General features: G+C 64.6%; 18 protein-coding genes. 9 read left to right on the top strand and 9 right to left on the bottom strand.

What is annotated here, in order from left to right; translation table 11 throughout:
* Positions 1-100 precede the first annotated feature (100 nt).
* Positions 101-562 carry a DUF488 domain-containing protein gene (locus AYJ54_RS25520; RefSeq protein ID WP_063703124.1) on the bottom strand — a complete coding sequence of 154 codons (462 nt, stop codon included), beginning with the start codon at positions 560-562 and terminating at the stop codon, positions 101-103.
* A gap of 8 nt (positions 563-570) precedes the next feature.
* Complete coding sequence (locus AYJ54_RS25515; protein ID WP_063703123.1) at positions 571-1,392, bottom strand: DUF72 domain-containing protein; 822 nt, start codon at positions 1,390-1,392, stop codon at positions 571-573.
* A 115-nt stretch (positions 1,393-1,507) separates the two neighbouring features.
* On the opposite strand from AYJ54_RS25515, the gene AYJ54_RS25510 reads away from it, so the two are divergent.
* The 4 genes from AYJ54_RS25510 to AYJ54_RS25495 all read left to right on the top strand — a co-directional run bounded on the left by AYJ54_RS25510 (position 1,508) and on the right by AYJ54_RS25495 (position 5,058).
* Complete coding sequence (locus tag AYJ54_RS25510; RefSeq protein ID WP_063703383.1) at positions 1,508-1,873, top strand: hypothetical protein; 366 nt, start codon at positions 1,508-1,510, stop codon at positions 1,871-1,873.
* A gap of 88 nt (positions 1,874-1,961) precedes the next feature.
* Positions 1,962-2,153, top strand: coding sequence for a hypothetical protein (locus AYJ54_RS25505; protein ID WP_063703122.1), 192 nt, complete (start codon positions 1,962-1,964; stop codon positions 2,151-2,153).
* 238 nt (positions 2,154-2,391) lie between these two features.
* Entirely contained in the window at positions 2,392-3,549 is a 1,158-nt protein-coding gene (locus AYJ54_RS25500; protein ID WP_063703121.1) for a glycosyltransferase family 2 protein, read from the top strand.
* A 6-nt stretch (positions 3,550-3,555) separates the two neighbouring features.
* Positions 3,556-5,058, top strand: coding sequence for a glycosyltransferase family 39 protein (locus tag AYJ54_RS25495; protein ID WP_063703119.1), 1,503 nt, complete (start codon positions 3,556-3,558; stop codon positions 5,056-5,058).
* A 14-nt stretch (positions 5,059-5,072) separates the two neighbouring features.
* On the opposite strand, the gene AYJ54_RS25490 is transcribed toward AYJ54_RS25495, so the two are convergent.
* On the bottom strand, positions 5,073-6,962 hold the full coding sequence (locus AYJ54_RS25490) for a CHASE2 domain-containing protein (protein WP_063703118.1): 1,890 nt from the start codon (positions 6,960-6,962) through the stop codon (positions 5,073-5,075).
* 49 nt (positions 6,963-7,011) lie between these two features.
* Positions 7,012-7,539: a FecR domain-containing protein gene (locus tag AYJ54_RS25485; RefSeq protein ID WP_063703381.1), complete on the bottom strand. Its 528-nt coding sequence runs from the start codon at positions 7,537-7,539 to the stop codon at positions 7,012-7,014.
* Positions 7,540-8,200: 661 nt separating this feature from the next.
* Between AYJ54_RS25485 and AYJ54_RS25480 the strand changes: the two genes are divergently transcribed.
* Complete coding sequence (locus tag AYJ54_RS25480) at positions 8,201-9,286, top strand: DUF2778 domain-containing protein (RefSeq protein ID WP_063703117.1); 1,086 nt, start codon at positions 8,201-8,203, stop codon at positions 9,284-9,286.
* A 109-nt stretch (positions 9,287-9,395) separates the two neighbouring features.
* On the opposite strand, the gene AYJ54_RS25475 is transcribed toward AYJ54_RS25480, so the two are convergent.
* Positions 9,396-10,025 carry a glutathione binding-like protein gene (locus AYJ54_RS25475; protein WP_063703379.1) on the bottom strand — a complete coding sequence of 210 codons (630 nt, stop codon included), beginning with the start codon at positions 10,023-10,025 and terminating at the stop codon, positions 9,396-9,398.
* A gap of 11 nt (positions 10,026-10,036) precedes the next feature.
* Entirely contained in the window at positions 10,037-10,630 is a 594-nt protein-coding gene (locus tag AYJ54_RS25470; RefSeq protein WP_063703116.1) for a cysteine hydrolase family protein, read from the bottom strand.
* Between the two features lie 125 nt (positions 10,631-10,755).
* On the opposite strand from AYJ54_RS25470, the gene AYJ54_RS25465 reads away from it, so the two are divergent.
* Together AYJ54_RS25465 and lepB are read left to right on the top strand one after the other, a co-directional pair.
* Complete coding sequence (locus tag AYJ54_RS25465) at positions 10,756-11,595, top strand: LysR family transcriptional regulator (protein ID WP_063703377.1); 840 nt, start codon at positions 10,756-10,758, stop codon at positions 11,593-11,595.
* A gap of 147 nt (positions 11,596-11,742) precedes the next feature.
* A complete protein-coding gene (gene lepB, locus AYJ54_RS25460) occupies positions 11,743-12,489 on the top strand; it encodes a signal peptidase I (protein ID WP_063703114.1) in 747 nt (248 codons plus the stop codon).
* Between the two features lie 72 nt (positions 12,490-12,561).
* Here lepB and AYJ54_RS25455 read toward each other — a convergent pair whose 3' ends face one another.
* The 3 genes from AYJ54_RS25455 to groES all read right to left on the bottom strand — a co-directional run bounded on the left by AYJ54_RS25455 (position 12,562) and on the right by groES (position 15,000).
* The gene (locus AYJ54_RS25455; protein ID WP_063703112.1) at positions 12,562-12,849 is read right to left on the bottom strand and encodes a GIY-YIG nuclease family protein; all 288 of its coding nucleotides are present in this window, start codon (positions 12,847-12,849) and stop codon (positions 12,562-12,564) included.
* A gap of 150 nt (positions 12,850-12,999) precedes the next feature.
* Complete coding sequence (gene groL / locus AYJ54_RS25450; protein WP_063703110.1) at positions 13,000-14,640, bottom strand: chaperonin GroEL; 1,641 nt, start codon at positions 14,638-14,640, stop codon at positions 13,000-13,002.
* A gap of 45 nt (positions 14,641-14,685) precedes the next feature.
* Positions 14,686-15,000 carry a co-chaperone GroES gene (groES, locus tag AYJ54_RS25445; protein WP_063703108.1) on the bottom strand — a complete coding sequence of 105 codons (315 nt, stop codon included), beginning with the start codon at positions 14,998-15,000 and terminating at the stop codon, positions 14,686-14,688.
* Between the two features lie 382 nt (positions 15,001-15,382).
* Here groES and AYJ54_RS25440 point away from each other — a divergent pair, with 382 nt between their 5' ends.
* On the top strand, positions 15,383-15,670 hold the full coding sequence (locus AYJ54_RS25440; RefSeq protein WP_063703106.1) for an usg protein: 288 nt from the start codon (positions 15,383-15,385) through the stop codon (positions 15,668-15,670).
* A 196-nt stretch (positions 15,671-15,866) separates the two neighbouring features.
* Positions 15,867-16,445 (top strand): cupin domain-containing protein, encoded by a 579-nt coding sequence (locus AYJ54_RS25435; RefSeq protein WP_063703104.1) that lies wholly within the window; start codon positions 15,867-15,869, stop codon positions 16,443-16,445.
* The last annotated feature ends 346 nt before the right edge of the window (positions 16,446-16,791 follow it).

Here is a 16,791-nt window from a genome sequence, read left to right as displayed (position 1 = left end):
GGGCAGCGCGGAAGTGCTGAGCCCGGAATCCACTCATCCACCAACCCTGCGGCCCGATGGATTCCGGGCTCGCGCTGCGCGCCCCGGAATGACGGTGTAGCTAGACCTGCCGCCCCGCCAAGTTCTTCACCGCCACCCCATCCCGCGCCTCGATGATCTCTGCGATCATCTGCCGGTGGCAATGGGTGTGGTCGCGCTCATAGCAGAGCAGGCAGACGGGGCCGGCCTTCTTCACCAGCGCGGACAGCTCGTCGAGCTCTTCCTTGGCCTGCGGCGTCTTCAGGTGCTTTGAATAGACCTTCTCGAGCACGTCGTACTGGCCGCTGCGCGCGGCGAGGCGGCCTTCCTTCGGCGTGCCGAGCGCCGCGAGATGGACATAGGCGATGCCGCGCTCATCGAGGCCTGCGGCGAGCTGTTTCTTGGAGAAGCCCGGCCGCCGCGACGAGGTTACCGCGCGCACGTCGACCACGAGCTTGACGCCGGCGTGCTCCAGTTCATCGAGCACGGCCTTCGGCGGCGTCTGCTCATAACCGATGGTGAAGAGCTTGTTCGCCTTGGCCATCGAATACCTCAGGCCACTCGCGCGATCAGTTCCATGGCGCCGGCCGGCGCGCGTACCTTGCCTTCATGGATGACATAGGCGAACACGTCGCGCGGCTCCTTCTTGGGCTTTGCCTTGTCAACCTTCGGCAGGTCGTCGGGTTCGCCCCCTTCGGCCCAGGCTTGAAACCGCTTGCTCCAGGCATCGAGCTCCTTGGGCGGATAGCAGGTCTTGATCTCGTCATTGCCCTTCTGCAGCCGGGCATAGACGAAATCGCCGGCGACGTCGGCGATCGCCGGATATTTGCCGTGCTCGGCGAACACCACCGGCGTCTCGAATTCGCGGATCAGCGCCACGAAATCCGGCGTACAGAAACTGTCGTGGCGCACCTCAACCACATGGCGCAGCGCGCGGCCGTCGAGCTTGCGCGGCAACAGCTCGAGGAACTTGCCGAAATCGGCGCCGTCAAACTTCTTGGTCGGCGCGAACTGCCAGAGCACCGGACCGAGGTGGTCACCGAGTTCCAGCACCCCGGAATCATAGAACCGCTTGATGGAGTCGCCGGCCTCGGCGAGCACGCGGCGGTTGGTCGCGAAGCGCGGGCCCTTCACCGAGAACACAAAACCCTCCGGCACCTCGCTCGCCCATTTGCGAAAGCTCTCCGGCTTCTGCGAGCCGTAATAGGTGCCGTTGATCTCGATCGAGGTCAGCTTCGAGGCCGCATAGGACAGCTCCTTCGCCTGCGCGAGCTTCTCTGGGTAAAACACGCCGCGCCATGGCTCGAAGGTCCAGCCGCCGATGCCGATGAAGATGTTGCCGGATTTTCTTGACGCGGTTTTTGCTTTGGCCACGGGAGGATCTCGGATGGACGCGGGGAGGGCCTGCATCCTAATCAAAGGAGATGTGATTGGCCAGTTGTCGCGTCCCGTCTAAGCTTTGTACGGATCTGCAAAAAAGGAGAACAAGATGCGGATGCTGATCGTGGGGGCGGCGCTCGTGATGATGACATCTGCTGCCATGGCTGATGACGATGATGCGCGCGGCGCGCAGAAGCTCGCCATTCAGGGGCGCGACGATTACTGGCATTGCCTGGCGCGGGAATATTCGCGCGACAGCAATCAGGGCCTGTCGGAGCAGGATTTCAGCCGCTCGGTCGCGAGTGCCTGTCCCTCGGAGCGGCAGTACTACCGCGTGGCGCTGCTCGACTATCTGACCACGCAGTATCCGAGCATCGATTCCGGCGCCCATCTCGCCACTGCGAACAGGGCAGTCATGTCGGCGCAGAAGGACATCGTGACCGCCTTCGTCAAGCATCGGCCGCCGCAGAAGTAGCCCCCATGAGCCGTTGCGGTCCGGAGCCCTTCCGGCACCGCGTTCATCCATGGTATCACTGCCCCCATCTGGAACAGGGGTAGGTCGCATGTCGTCTGAGTCGGTGGGTGGCATTTGTGGCGCGATCGTCGCGGCGATCGTGCTGGCGGTCGCCGTCGTCTTCGGGCCGATCGGCCAGTTCGGCAAACCGCCCAAGCCCGCGAAGGTCGAGCCTGCGCCCGCGGCACCGGCCGCGCCCGCGCCGCGAGGCCCGGTGATCCGTGAAGTGCCGAACCAGTAGAGGCTGAAAAGGGGGGGCGCCCCCTTGCGAAGCGGCTTTGACGTTCCTACTTACCTCCCAACGGCGACGTCGAGCGAAGAGCTCCGGCGCCGGGACGACCTTGGAATAGCTTGGGCTGCGCCGGATGTACGCGCAGTCGGGTGTTCCGGGGTCGTTGGCATTTTAGGGCCCTTTTTGGCCATTTCCCCAGAGACCCCCGGCTTGGCAGCGCAGGACGTGGCGGATATACGCTCCCGTCATGCATGAAGCGATCAGACCGGGCCCCGAAAACCCGCCGCAGGCCCAAGATCACATCCAGGAGACGGGTTCGCGGTCGCCAGAGCTTTCGGTCGTCGTCCCGACCTTCAACGAACGCGACAACGTCACGGTGCTCTACCGGCGCCTGGAGGCGACGCTTGTCGGCATCGCCTGGGAGGTCGTGTTCGTCGACGACAATTCGCCCGACGCCACCTGGGACGTCGTGCGCGCGCTCGCCCGGCGCGACAGTCGGGTGCGCTGTATCAGGCGCATCGGCCGCCGCGGCCTGTCGGGCGCCTGCATCGAGGGCATCCTGGCCTCCAGCGCGCCTTATGCGGCGGTGATCGACGCCGATCTCCAGCACGACGAGACGCAACTGCCGAAGATGCTGTCGCTGCTCGCGAGCGGGCAGGCCGAGCTCGTCGTCGGCAGCCGCTATATCGAGGGCTATAAAAGCGAAGGTTTCAACAAGCAGCGCGCCGGCGCCAGCGCGCTCGCCACCGAAGTGGCCAAGCAGGTTTTGCGGGTCGATATCGCCGATCCGATGAGCGGCTTCTTCATGATCCGCCGCGACCGTTTCGAGCAATTGGCGCCGAAACTTTCGGTGCACGGCTTCAAGATCCTGCTCGACGTCGTCGCGAGTGCGCAGGGCACCCTGCGCGCGGTCGAAATTCCCTACACTTTCGGCGCGCGGCAGCACGGCGAGAGCAAGCTCGATTCCATGGTCGCGCTCGACTTTCTCGGCCTGGTGCTGGCGAAGCTGACCAACGACGCGGTGTCGCTGCGCTTCCTGCTGTTTGCGATGGTCGGCGGCATCGGCCTCGTCGTGCACCTCACCACGCTGTTCATCGCGCTCGAGCTGTTCAAGGCGCCGTTCGCGGAGGCGCAGGCCGCAGGCGCCCTCGTCGCCATGACCAGCAACTTCATCCTCAACAACTTCCTCACCTACCGCGACCAGCGGCTGAAGGGCTTTGCGGTTCTGCGCGGTCTGATCGCCTTCTACATCGTGTGCAGCGTCGGCCTGTTCGCCAATGTCGGCGTCGCCTTCTCGGTCTACGACCAGGAGCCGATCTGGTGGCTCGCCGGCATGGCCGGCGCGCTGATGGGCGTGGTGTGGAACTACGCGATGTCCGGACTGTTCGTCTGGCGCAAGAAATAGCGCGCGATGGGCGGGGCTGACGCGCGGATCGTCCGCAATACCGCGGTGGTGATTCTTGCGCTGATCGCGCTGCGGCTGGTCGCCGCCGCCTTCACGCCGATCACCTTCGACGAAGCCTATTACTGGATGTGGTCGAAGAGCCTTGCGGGGGGGTATTACGACCACCCGCCGATGGTCGCCTATGTGATCCGCGCCGGCACCATGATCGCCGGCGATACCGAGCTCGGCGTGCGGCTGGTCTCGATCCTGCTTGCGCTGCCGATGAGCTATGCGATCTATCGCTCGGCTGCGATCCTGTTCGGCGGCGCGCGCCTCGCGGCGAACGGTGCCGTCCTGCTCAACGTGACGCTGATGGCGGCGGTCGGCACGATGATCGTCACGCCGGATGCGCCGCTGCTGGTCGCTTCCAGCTTCGTGCTGTTCTTCCTCGCAAAGGTGCTGGAGACCGGGCGTGGCGCCTGGTGGCTCGCCGTCGGCGCAGCGGTCGGCGCGGCCCTGCTGTCGAAATACACCGCGCTGTTCTTCGGGCCGGCGATCCTGATCTGGCTTGCGGCCGTGCCGAAGCTCAGGCGCTGGTTCCTGTCGCCCTGGCCCTATCTCGGGGGCCTTGTTGCGTTCGCACTGTTCCTGCCGGTGATCCTCTGGAATGCGGACCATCAATGGGTCTCGTTTGCAAAGCAGTTCGGCCGCGCGCGAATCGAGGATTTTCGTCCCGTCTTCATCGCCGAGCTGATCCCGACTCAGATCGCGTTTGCCACACCGCTCGTCTTCATTCTCGGTTCGATGGGGCTTCATGTGCTGACCTGGCGCAGGGCCGGCGCGCTGGCCTCGCGCGTGCTGATCGAGACGATGTTCTGGACCATCGTCGCCTATTTCGTCTGGCACTCGCTGCATGCCCGGGTCGAGGCCAATTGGTTCGCGCCGGTCTATCCGCCTTTCGTCGTCGCCGCGGCAGCCGCCGCCAACCTCGCGCAGTGGAAGCCGCGCCAGCGGCGCCTCGTGGATTTCTGCCTGCGCTGGGCCGCGCCCGTCGGCATCGTGATGTTTGCCGCGCTCATCGTGCAGGCCAATACGGGCGTGCTGTCCGGCTATCGCCGCGATGCGACCGTGCGCAGCGTCGGCGTCGGCTGGCGCGAGCTCGCGGCGGAGATCGAAGCCGTACGCGCCCGCGTCGGCGCCAGCTGTATCCTGACGCCGGACTACGGCACCACGGGCTGGCTTGCGTTCTACCTGCCGCGCGGCACTTGCGTGGTGCAGCAGAGCCAGCGCATCCGCTGGGTCAACATGGGCGAGCCCGATCCGAAGCTGCTCGCGGGCAAGCTCATCTATGTCGACGAGCTGCGTCCCGACGGACATCCCTTCCTCAACGACCTCTTCGCGCAGGTGACGCGCGTTGCGGAGTTGCAGCGCAAGCGGGGGCCGCTTGTCATCGAAACCTACGGTATCGATTTGCTGGAAGGTGCCAGGGGCGAGATCCTGGACCGCTCGCCACCACCGGAGGCGCGGTAGCGGGTCTCAGGGCCTCAGCCCGCCATGTCGGCCTCGGCCGCCGCCTGTCCCGGCTGTCTCTCGTCACGCCAGAACCAGACTGTGACCGTGCCGGAGCGGCCGCGCACCTGCGTGCGTAGCGGACCTCTCAGGGTGCTGTCGGGATCGCCGAGGAAGTCGGCCGCATCCAGCAGCCTATCGCTGAGCGCGAGCCGCGCATCGTGCTGGGCGGCGACCTCCATCAGCCGGCTCGCCACGTTGACGGTGTCGCCCGTCGCGGTGATGTGCTGGTGGCTTCCGCCGAGGCGCGATGCGACGATCGGGCCGAAATGCGCGCCGATCTTGAAGTCGAGCTGATCCCTGATCGAAGGCGGCAGCGATGCCATCCAATCCTGGACGGCGCGATGCAGGTCGATCGAGCATTTGAGGGCGCGGGCCGCGTCATCGGGCATCGCGCGCGGCAGGCCGAACAGGATCATGGCGCCGTCCCCGAGAAAGCCGGTGATCATCCCGCCGGACGAGACGGCCGACTTGTCGACCAGCGCGTGAAATGCCTTCAACAAGTCCTGAAGCGTATCCGGATCGGTCCGTTCGCTCAACGTGGTGAAGCCGGAGAGATCGATGAAGACGACAGCGGCGTCCTGGCGGACCGGCTTTGCCAGGAAATCGGGATCGCGCGCCAGCCACTCCTGCACGGCCGGCGCCTGGAATTGCGCCAGGGATCTGCTCTGTGCCGTCAGGTACTGCGTCCTGCGGTTTCCGGCCCACAATTGCACGCCGGCAAAGACCGCAACCGGCGGCACCGCGGCTGCCAGCGTAGTTGCGGCATTGAGCCAGACGCCGTGCGTGAACGCGAACAGGTTGAGCGCGGCCCAGGCAACCATCACCGCGGCGGCCGCGACGAGGCCGAGCGTGCTTCGCCGCCAGGCGAGCAGGCCCACCAGCAGCATCGGCAGCAGGATCGCGGCAAGCGCGTCGGCGATATGAACCTTGCGGTCGCGCAAGATGCCGTCGCCGGAGATGAGATGGGTGATTGCAGTCGAGACGACCTCGACGCCCGGCATCAGGGAGTCGAACGGCGTCGGGAAGAAGTCACCGCCGCCGGCAACGGACGCGCCGATCACGACGATCCGGTTCTCGATGGCCGCGCGGTCGAGGGTGCCGTCGAACACGTTCTGCGCGCTCAACGTGCGGATCGTGCGGCGCGGGCCGTAATAGGTGATCGGCAGCGCGAAGTCGGTGTCGGTCGGAACTGCGCGATCGCCGAGCATGAGATGGTCGGGAGCAATCGTCAGCGGCTTGTCGAGTGCCCGCGTCGCGACCCGCAGCGGAAACGACAGCTCGACCTTGTCGCCCGTCCTGAACAGCATCGGCACCGAGAGCGGGGAGCCGGACTGTCCCGTCGCAACGTTGACGATGCCGACCTCGGCGTGATCGGCGAAGGCCGGCAGCGGCAGCAGGAAACGCTCCGCCTGGGGCAGGGCGGTGAGCGGCTCTCCGCCGCTCCTTGCCACGCTGGAGCTGGCGGTTGGAAAGATCGCCGCGGCGGCAAGGATCGTGGGACCGGCGGCGAGCGAACGCGCCAGTACGGCATCGCCGAGTCCGGCGCCGCGATCGACCAGCAGGAGGTCGATGGCGATGACCTTCGGCTTGAATTGCGCGATGGCGTCGACGACCCGCGCGAGATCGGCGCGGGGGAGCGGGTAGTGGCCGCCGCGCTTCACGACGGTATCGTCGATCGCAACGATGGTGACGAGGTCGGGGGCACGCTGGACGCCGCGCGCCAGCGTGCGCAAATCCGTCAGCGTTGCCTCGAGACGATCGAGAAAGCGCAGATGACCGTTGGCGTGACCGGCATAGATGCCGGCGCCCCACAACGCGGTGAGGACGAGCGCAACCAGGATCTGAACGCGTCGGCTACTCATATGGCCGTTCTGCAATCCGCTCTCTTGTCCAAAACCTACTGTTCCAAATCTACTGTCCGAGCCTCGCCATCAAGGCGTCGATGCGCGGCTGGCCCCAGCGTTTGACCTCCAGCGTCCCGGCCGCTTCGACGTCGACGCCTTCGCCCGGTCCGAGCACGACGCCGCGTCCACGAGCCCTGCGGCTCACGCCGACACGTCCGTCGGCGACGAAGACGGACGTCTTGCCGTCAGCGGCATCGACGGCCCATTTCGTGCCGCGCACCGCGGCAATCGCCTGCGGCGTCAGCACCTTGAAGGGATTGCCGCCGCGCTTCTTGGGAACTTCGACGAGCAGCGCCTTGCTGCTCAATTCCACGGAGTCAATATGTCCGTCGCGGTTGGCGTCCTTAAGTTCAAATCTGGCGCCATTTTCAGCAACGATTGTGATGCCGTTGTCGCAGCGCCATGTCTGCGTGCCGGCGGCGGACGGCGATGATGTGCAACCTGCATTGGCATTGGCAGGCTGCGCGGCAGCCTGTCCGATCAACAGAAACGACCACGCCAGAGCGAATAATCCGGCGCGCGCGCCCCTTTTCATGTCAGCCTCCATTCGCGTGGTCGGCACATTTCAAGGCAATGTTGATACGGTACCGTATCACGTGCCGAGGCTGCTGAAAAGTGCCGTGCTGGCAGCTATTTTATCGCCCAGCGCATGTCCAGATTGAGCGCGATCAACTTTCGGTCACGCCGGCGTTCGCTTGAGCCCGTGACAATCAGCGTCAACGGCAGGCTTGTCGACGGTCGATTGGCGCGTGCGCCCATCGAATGAAAGGCGGACTCCCCAGCCTCGCGCAACGCTTCGTCGCTATGGTCAAGCGGTATTTAAGATCACGAAAACGGCGTAGTTGGATGCGTCATACGGCGCTGCTGGAGACGCCAGATGATCGCGCCAAACTGGCCGAGAATTATGGTTAACAGCCCCGCCTAAGTCCGTAGTTCTGCGGGCTTTTTCTCTAAATGGGACAGCATGACGGGTTGCCCCATATCCGCCCGAACTTAATCTGCATTTAACTAAAAGTCGCCTTAATGACGCTCCGACCCTCTGCGAGATGCAGCTCTCGGAACGTGACCAGCAGCGGCACTTCGAAGGGGGACTGAGTGACACCGTCCTGGACGCAAGGCGAATGAGTACGAGTATCGCTGCGCAAAGTAACGCGGCACGGAAGTCCAAGAAATCTTCTCGGAAGTCTTCCCGGAAAGTGACCACCCAAAACGTGCTTGGCGCGGCTGCGATCGGCTGCCTCGTGCTCGGTGCCGGCTGGACCGTCTACAGCAACATCTTTGCCGCGAACGTCTATCCGACGGTGGGCAGCACCGGCTACGACGAGCCCGTGATCAAGCGCGCGCCCAAGGTTGCGCTGCGCGAGGCGGGCGAGGCTGTGAAGGAAGCCTTTGCGCTGCTGCCCGACCAGGTGCAGGTGGTCGCGCCGATCACGCGCGAGATGTTCAACGAGCGCTTTGCCGCAGCGGCCACCCAGGGCGTGGAGTCGAATGCGGCAAGCGCTGCGCCGCAGGCGCCCGCGACCAAGGTTGCCGAAGCCAAGGACACGGCGAAGCCGGCCGCGCCCGTGAAGGTTGCGGAAGCGCCGAAGGCGCAGGGCCCCGCCAAGATCGCGGATGCTGCGAAGGCCAAGCGCGGCGCTGAAGCGCCGGTGCAGCTTGCCTCGGCCGAGCCGGCCGAGACCGCGCACCTGCCAGAGGCGAAGCCGAAGTCCTTCGCCGATCGCGCCAAGGCGGCGGTGATGGCGATCACCGGGCCGCGCCAGTCGATGGTGGAGAAGCTCTGGGGCAAGCGCGAGCCGTCCGGCGGGCTCCTGGCCTATGCGTCGGCCGATGCCAGCGTGACCGCGAGCATCGCGCCGAGGGAGCAGAACCCGATGCTCGGCGGTTCGCCGCCCTATGAGCGCGACACTGCGGTCTACGACATCACGGCCAAGACGGTTTATCTGCCCGACGGCACCAGGCTCGAGGCGCATTCCGGCCTCGGCTCCAATCTCGACGATCCGCGCTCCTCGCGCGTCCGCATGCGCGGCGTGACGCCGCCGCACATCTACATGCTGAAGCCGCGCGAAGCGCTGTTTCACGGCGTGCCCGCGCTACGCCTGACCCCGATCGGCGGCGAGAACGCGATCTACGGCCGCGACGGGCTGCTTGCCCACACCTTCATGCTCGGGCCGAACGGCGATTCCAACGGCTGCGTGTCGTTCAAGGACTACTACGCGTTCCTCGATGCCTATCGCAACAAGGGCATCCGCAAGCTCGCGGTGCTGGCGCGCGTGCAGTGATCCGCGCTTGGAGCATGATCCGGAAAAGTGTGCAGCGGTTTTCCGAATAGATCATGCTCAAACAATAACCTTAAAGCGCAATGACGATTCATCCCAATCTCATTGCGCTTTAGGCCGTGACCGTCTTGCGCAGCGCCATCTCGGTTGCGATCGCTTCCCTCACGGCAGGCCGCGCCTGCATGCGTTCGAGATAGGCTGACAACGACGGCCATTGCGCAATGTCGACGCCTGCGGGACGGAGCAGCAGCAAGGCCCAGGTGAGATGCGCATCCGCCACGGTGAACCGGTCGCCGACGAGGAATTCGCGGTCGGCGAGATGCGTGGCAGGCACCGACAGTGTCTGTCCGATTCTCGCGCGCGGCTTGGCGAGCGACGCGTCGTCCTTGTACCAGAAGGTCGGAAACAGGAACGCCTTGTGGATCTCGGCGCCGATGAAGCTTAGCCACTCCTGCAGGCGATAGCGATCCGGATCGCCGGGCCGCGGCGCAAGGCCGAGCTCAGGCTTCAAATCGGCGATATATTGCAGCACCGCCGCGCTCTCGGTCAGCCGTTCGCCATTCTCCAGGATCAGGACCGGAACGGCGCCTTTCGGCGAAACGCTTCGGAAATCGCTGCCGTCGTCCACGACCTTCTTGGTCCAGATATGGGCGAGGTGATAGCGCGCCTCGATGCCGGCTTCCGTCAGCGCGATACGGCTGGCGAGCGAGCAAGCCATCGGAAAGAAATAGAGCTGCAGCATCGCGCGCTCCGTCACTTCAGCGCATCGCCGCGTGCGATGATCGCGAAGCGATCCGACAGCTCGGCCAGCGCGACCTCGTGGATCGTCCGGGCGTCCAGCGTGCCGCCGCGGCCGTCGGGCAGATCGCGGGTGGCGCAGGCATCGGCCGCGATCGTGGTGCGAAGACCGAGGTCCAACGCGGCGCGCGCGGTCGAGCTCACGCACATGTGGGTCATGAACCCCGCCAGCACGATGTTCTTGCGTCCGGTCTCCGCGAGCCGGGCTTGCAGGTCGGTGCCGGCAAAGGCGTTCGGCAGCGCCTTCTCGACGACCTGTTCGGTCGCAAGCGGCGTCAGGTTCGTAACGATCGCTCCGCGCTCGGCCTCGCGGTCGAACAGGCCGCCGGCGCGGCCCTTGTGCGCGATGTGGAAGATTGCAGCGCCGCTCTGGCGCGCGCGTGCAAGCAGGCGGGCGGCAGAGGCGATCGCGCTCTCCGCATCCGGCAATGCGAGCGGGCCGGCGCGGTATTCGTTCTGGACGTCGATCAGGACGAGACAGGAGTCGCCGAGCCTGGGCAGGTTCAGATCGGCGCCGGCGAGTTCAAGCAGGGTCTTTGGGGCGGTCATGAGGGCCTTTCCAGGAAGCGGGACCCGAGCAGCCTAGCGCGGCTCGGGCCCGCGATCGTGCAGGACTTCTGCAGCAGATGGCTGCAGATTTGCAGGCCGGGCTGGCGGCGTGCTAATCGATGCGGATGAACTGGGATGATCTGCGCATCATCGCGGCTGTTCGGGACGAGGGCACCTACGCCGGTGCGAGCGCGCGGCTGCGCATTGACGAGACGACGGTCGGGCGGCGTCTCGGCCGCATCCAGCGCGACCTTGGCGTCCCCCTGTTCGAGGCCGTGGACGGCGTGCGCCGGCCGACTCGACACTGCGAGAAGGTGCTCGAGCACGTCGGTGCGATTGCCGGACATGTCGCCGAGATCGGTCGCATCAGGGAAAGCCAGCCAGGTCCGGTCGGGCGGCTGCGTATCGCCTCCACCAATTCGGTCGCGGAGGAGCTGCTCGCGCCGCGCGCCGAGCAGTTCCTGCGCGACAATCCGGGCCTGACGCTGCAATTCCTGACGTCGAGCGAGAACGTCAAGTTCTCGCGCTGGCAGGCCGATCTCGCCATACGGCTGCGCAAGCCGGAGAAGGGCGACTTCATGATCTCGAAGCTTGCCGAGGTGCGGCTGTATTTCTTCGAGCCGGCCGAGACCGTCGATGCCGCGCCGGTCGTCTGCGCCTATCCCGACGAGCTCGCCGCGATCCCGGAGTCGCAGTTCCTGCGCGCAAGGCGCCTGAGCGCCGCGCGCTGCATCACCGACAATGTCCGCGTCATCCAGACGCTGATCAGGTCGCATCGCGCCATCGGTGTTTTGCCGGAGCATAACTGCGCCGCGCTGCTGGTCGATCGCAGCCTGCGAGCGACGCTGCTTGACAAGCGGCGCGACGTCTGGCTGCTGGTGCAGATCCATCTCAGGCGCGATCCGGCGACGCGCCTGACCATCGACTGGCTGCGCCTCTGCTTCAGGGATCTCGCGCGCCGTTGACTGCCGACAGGTGCAGACGTCGCCAAGTGCTCCCGCGTTGAACGCAGTCCGGACGCTGCGCGACCAAGTTCGGGGATTGCAAGGATTGCGCGCGCCCCTAGGTTGCGTAATCGTCGCGACGACCACAGTCTTGATCAGGGCAGGCGCATGACCACTCTTCAGGAAACCATCCGGCCGTCGGCGCAGTCCAGGGAATGGAAGGCGATCGTCATCCTGATCCTGCTGATCCCGGTGTTGTGGTCGCCGCCGTTCCTCGTTCGCTTCTTCCTGTTCCAGCCGTTCAACATACCTTCCAGTTCGATGGCTCCGACGCTGGTCGTCGGCGATTATGTGTTCGCTGCAAAATATGCCTACGGCTACGGCCGCTATTCTTTTCCCTTCGCGCCGTCCTGGCTGTCGGGCCGCGTCTTTGCCGCCGAGCCCGAGTACGGCGACGTCGTTGTGTTTCGCTCGCCGAAAGACACGTCGGTCGACTACATCAAGCGTGTGGTCGGGCTGCCCGGCGACCGCATCCAGATGCGTCAGGGAGAGCTCATTCTCAACGGCAAGCCGGTAACCCGCCTTCCTCGCATGGACACGCTCGGTGGCGTCGCCTGCGGACTCGAACCCGGCGCGAAGATCAAGCGCTGGCGCGAGGTGCTGCCGAACGGGGTGAGTTACGAGACCTATGACTGCATCGACAACGGCTTCTACGACAACACCGACGTCTACACGGTGCCGCCAGGCCATCTCTTCGTGCTCGGCGACAACCGCGACAACTCAACCGACAGCCGCGTGATGACGGCGATGGGCTTTGTGCCGATGGACAATCTCGTCGGCCGGGTGACGCGGATCTTCTGGTCGGTCGTGCCGAACGGCGAGCCGCGTGGTGGGCGGATCGGGAAGGTGCAGTGAGGCGGAACTGTTTCATCCCGTCATTCCGGGGCGGCGCGAAGCGCCGAGCCCGGAATCCATTGATCCACAAGCTCAGCTCGCAATTTGCGCATACAGGTCGATCCACTGTGGATTCCGTTCTTCAATGAGCCGGATCTTCCATTCCCTCCGCCACTTCTTCAATTCCTTCTCACGTTCGATGGCGGTGACGGGATCGTCGTAGATCTCGAACCATACCAGCCTGTCGACTGCGTATCGCTTGCTGAAACCAGCAACAGCTTTGCTCTTATGCTCGTGGATGCGGCGGACGATATCGTTCGTCACGCCGAGATAGAGCGTGCCGTATTTTTTGCTGGCGAGGAGGTAGACGTAGTAGGCCATGCGCGTGCGGTGAAATGGATTCCGGGCTCGGCGCTGCGCGCCGCCCCGGAATGACAGGGAGGCTACCACCTCTGCGTGTTCAGCCAAAAACAAAAACCCCGGCATTGCTGCCGGGGTTTCGCATTTCTTGGTTTCGCCAGAACGGCTGGATCAGAAGTCCATGCCGCCCATGCCGCCGCCCGGGGGCATCGCCGGACCGGCGCCGCCCTTCTTGGGCAGCTCGGCGACCATGGCTTCCGTGGTGATCAGGAGAGCCGCAACCGAGGCTGCGTTCTGGATCGCGGTGCGCACGACCTTGGTCGGGTCGATGATGCCCTTGGTGACGAGGTTGACGTACTCGCCGGTCTGGGAGTCGAAGCCGTAGTTGTAGGTCTTGTTCTCCAGGATCTTGCCGACGATCACCGAGCCGTCTTCACCGGCGTTGATCGCGATCTGGCGAGCGGGAGCCGACAGCGCCTTGCGCACGATCTCGACGCCGGTCTTCTGATCGTCGTTCTTGGTGCGCAGGCCCTTGAGCTGCTCGGAGGCACGGAGCAGGGCGACGCCGCCGCCCGGGACGATGCCTTCCTCGACAGCCGCGCGGGTCGCATGCATCGCGTCATCAACGCGATCCTTGCGCTCCTTCACCTCGACCTCGGTCGCGCCGCCGACGCGGATCACCGCGACGCCGCCCGCGAGCTTGGCGAGACGCTCCTGGAGCTTCTCACGGTCGTAGTCCGAGGTGGTCTCCTCGATCTGCGCCTTGATCTGGGCCACGCGCGCCTCGATGTCGGCCTTCTTGCCGGCGCCGTTGACGATCGTGGTGTTCTCCTTGTCGATCATCACCTTCTTGGCGCGACCGAGCATGTTGAGCGTGACGTTCTCGAGCTTGATGCCGAGGTCTTCCGAGATCGCCTGGCCGCCGGTCAGGATCGCGATGTCCTGCAGCATGGCCTTGCGGCGATCGCCGAAGCCCGGAGCCTTGACGGCCGCGACCTTCAGGCCACCACGGAGGCGGTTCACGACGAGAGTGGCGAGAGCTTCACCCTCGACGTCCTCGGCGACGATGACCAGCGGCTTGCCGGTCTGCACCACGGCCTCGAGCAGCGGGAGCAGCTCGTTCAGCGAGGAGAGCTTCTTCTCGTTGATGAGGATGTAGGCGTCATCCATCTCAACGCGCATCTTGTCGGCGTTGGTGACGAAGTAGGGCGAGATGTAGCCGCGATCGAACTGCATGCCCTCGACGACGTCGAGCTCGGTCTCGAGCGACTTGGCTTCCTCGACGGTGATGACACCCTCGTTGCCGACCTTCTTCATGGCGTCGGAGAGGAACTTGCCGATCTCCGCGTCGCCGTTGGCCGAGATGGTGCCGACCTGGGCGATCTCGTCGTTCGAGGTGACCTTCTTCGAGTTCTTCTCGAGGTCCGCAACCACGGCTTCGACCGCGAGGTCGATACCGCGCTTGAGGTCCATCGGGTTCATGCCGGCGGCGACCGACTTGGCGCCTTCCTTCACGATCGCAGCCGCGAGCACGGTGGCGGTGGTGGTGCCGTCGCCGGCCGCGTCAGCGGACTTGGAGGCGACTTCGCGCACCATCTGGGCGCCCATGTTCTCGAACTTGTCGTCGAGCTCGATCTCCTTGGCGACGGTGACGCCGTCTTTGGTGATGCGCGGAGCGCCGAACGACTTGTCGAGCACGACGTTGCGGCCCTTCGGGCCGAGGGTGACTTTCACCGCATTGGCGAGGATCTCGACGCCGCGCAGCATCTTGTCGCGCGCTTCAACCGAGAATTTGACTTCTTTGGCTGCCATCTGGATTTTTCCTTGAGATGTTGGCTTGGGTGGGAGAGGGGGCTGTTAGGCCGCCTTCTTCTTGGAATCGCTGACCTCGAGAACGCCCATCACGTCGCTCTCCTTCATGATCAGCAGGTCCTGGCCGTCGATCTTGACTTCGGTGCCGGACCACTTGCCGAACAGCACGCGGTCGCCGACCTTCAGGTCGATCGGGATCAGCTTGCCGGATTCATCGCGGCCACCGGGGCCAACAGCGACGACTTCGCCCTGGGAGGGCTTTTCCTTGGCAGTGTCGGGAATGATGATGCCGCCAGCGGTCTTCTCTTCTGCGTCGATGCGCTTGACCACGACGCGGTCGTGAAGCGGACGGAATTTCATGCAGTCCTCCTAAGCAGTTGCACGAGTTGAGGATTTTTAGCTTGTTAGCAATCGTTGCCCGCGAGTGCTAGCACGAGCGAGGCTGAAATAGGACAGGAATTTTGCGGGGGCAAGGGCTTCTAGCAGAAAAATCAGCACTCGAAAGCGCGCTCTGCCAGATTCCCTTTACCATCGTTAACCGCCTGTCCGCCCCGGTATTAGCACGGGCCCGCATCTGCTGCTAACGCATTGAATTTCAACAGCTTGTTAAACTTTTGGGCTTGAGATGAATTGTCGGTTTGCGTCACATTTCTCTCATGTGAGCGCATCTCCACCGGGTGGCTTCCCGGGGCACGGATCAAGCCACCCCTGAATGTTAAGCGCTCCTGCAAAGGAGGTTGGCATGGGCATACGGGTTGGGGGCGTTTCCGAGGACTTCCGGAAACAGATGCTGGGCTACGGCCTGACGACGGCGCAAATTCTCTACCGGATGCCGGATCACCCCTCGCTGCTCCAGACCTATATCTGGCAGAACTACGATGTCTTCCCGAAATTCCCGGCGCTGACCGACTTCCTGGCGTTCTGGGAGGAGAAGCTCGACGGTCCCCTGTTCTCGGTGACGGTGGCGCACTCCAAGCTGATCAAGCCCGCCGAGCTGCGCGCCGTGGATGGCGTGTTCAGGCTGAACTGAAGGCCCAACGTCAGATCTCGTATAGGGTGGGTTAGCGAAGCGTAACCCACCTCTTTGTTCGCCGCGTCGACAGAAGTGGTGGGTTACGCCTTCCGCCTTCGCTCGTGGAGCTGCGGCGGACGTTGCCGGCTAACCCACCCTACGATTCCCATTTCTGTGCTAGCCTCTTTCTCCATAACAACAACGGGAGGCAGCCATGGCCAAGTCCAAGAAGCCGACATCACGCAGCGCGGCGCAGTCCGCGGTGAGGAAGAAGTGGAGCGGCAGCAAGGCCGCGGCGCGGTCCTCGGCGCGCAAGGCGGTGAAGGCGAAGGCGCGGACGACACCGGCCAAATCCTCCGTCAGCAAGTCGTCCGTCAGCAAGTCGTCCGCCCGGAAACCTGCGCGACCGAAGCAGCGCATCGCCGTCAGCCATCACCGCGAAGAGGATTTCCGGACGGACGGCCTGCGCGCCTATGCCAAGTATCGCGACCTCGGCATTTCCGCCGCGACCCACGGCCTGGCGCAGGCGCATGTCATCCGCCTGCTGCCGCCGTGCAATCCGGACGAGGTCTCAAAGCTTCACTATCACGACGTCGAATTCCAGATGGTCTATGTGCTCAAAGGCTGGGTGAAGACCTACATGGAGGGGCAGGGCGAGACGATGATGACGCAAGGCAGCGCCTGGACCCAGCCGCCGAAGATCAAGCACATGATCCTGGATTATTCGGATGACGTCGAACTGCTGGAGGTGATCCTGCCGGCGGCGTTCAAGACGGTGGAGTTGAAGGCGTAGGCGCGCGCTCTCTCCACCGTCATTGCGAGGAGCCCTTGCGACGAAGCAATCCAGAGCGTTTCCGCGGATACATTTCTGGATTGCTTCGCTTCGCTCGCAATGACGGTGCTCCGACGTCAGCTTCGTAGCCCGGATGGAGCGAAGCGAAATCCGGGGCGACTGCCTGCGACGGAGACACTTTCCCGGATTACGCTGCGCTCCATCCGGGCTACGCGCTGTCGCGACACGGTTGTCCCTTCGTCATTCCGGGGCGCGCCAACGGGTCCGCGCGAAGCGCGGCCCGATGACAGGCTCCGCGCGAGCCCGGAATCCATTTCGCCGCTTGTGTTGCTGCGCGATGGATTCC

Source organism: Bradyrhizobium centrolobii, from assembly GCF_001641635.1.
Lineage (GTDB): Bacteria > Pseudomonadota > Alphaproteobacteria > Rhizobiales > Xanthobacteraceae > Bradyrhizobium > Bradyrhizobium centrolobii.
The sequence above is the reverse complement of the archived record's forward strand: the minus strand, read 5'-3'. Positions and strand labels throughout refer to the sequence as shown.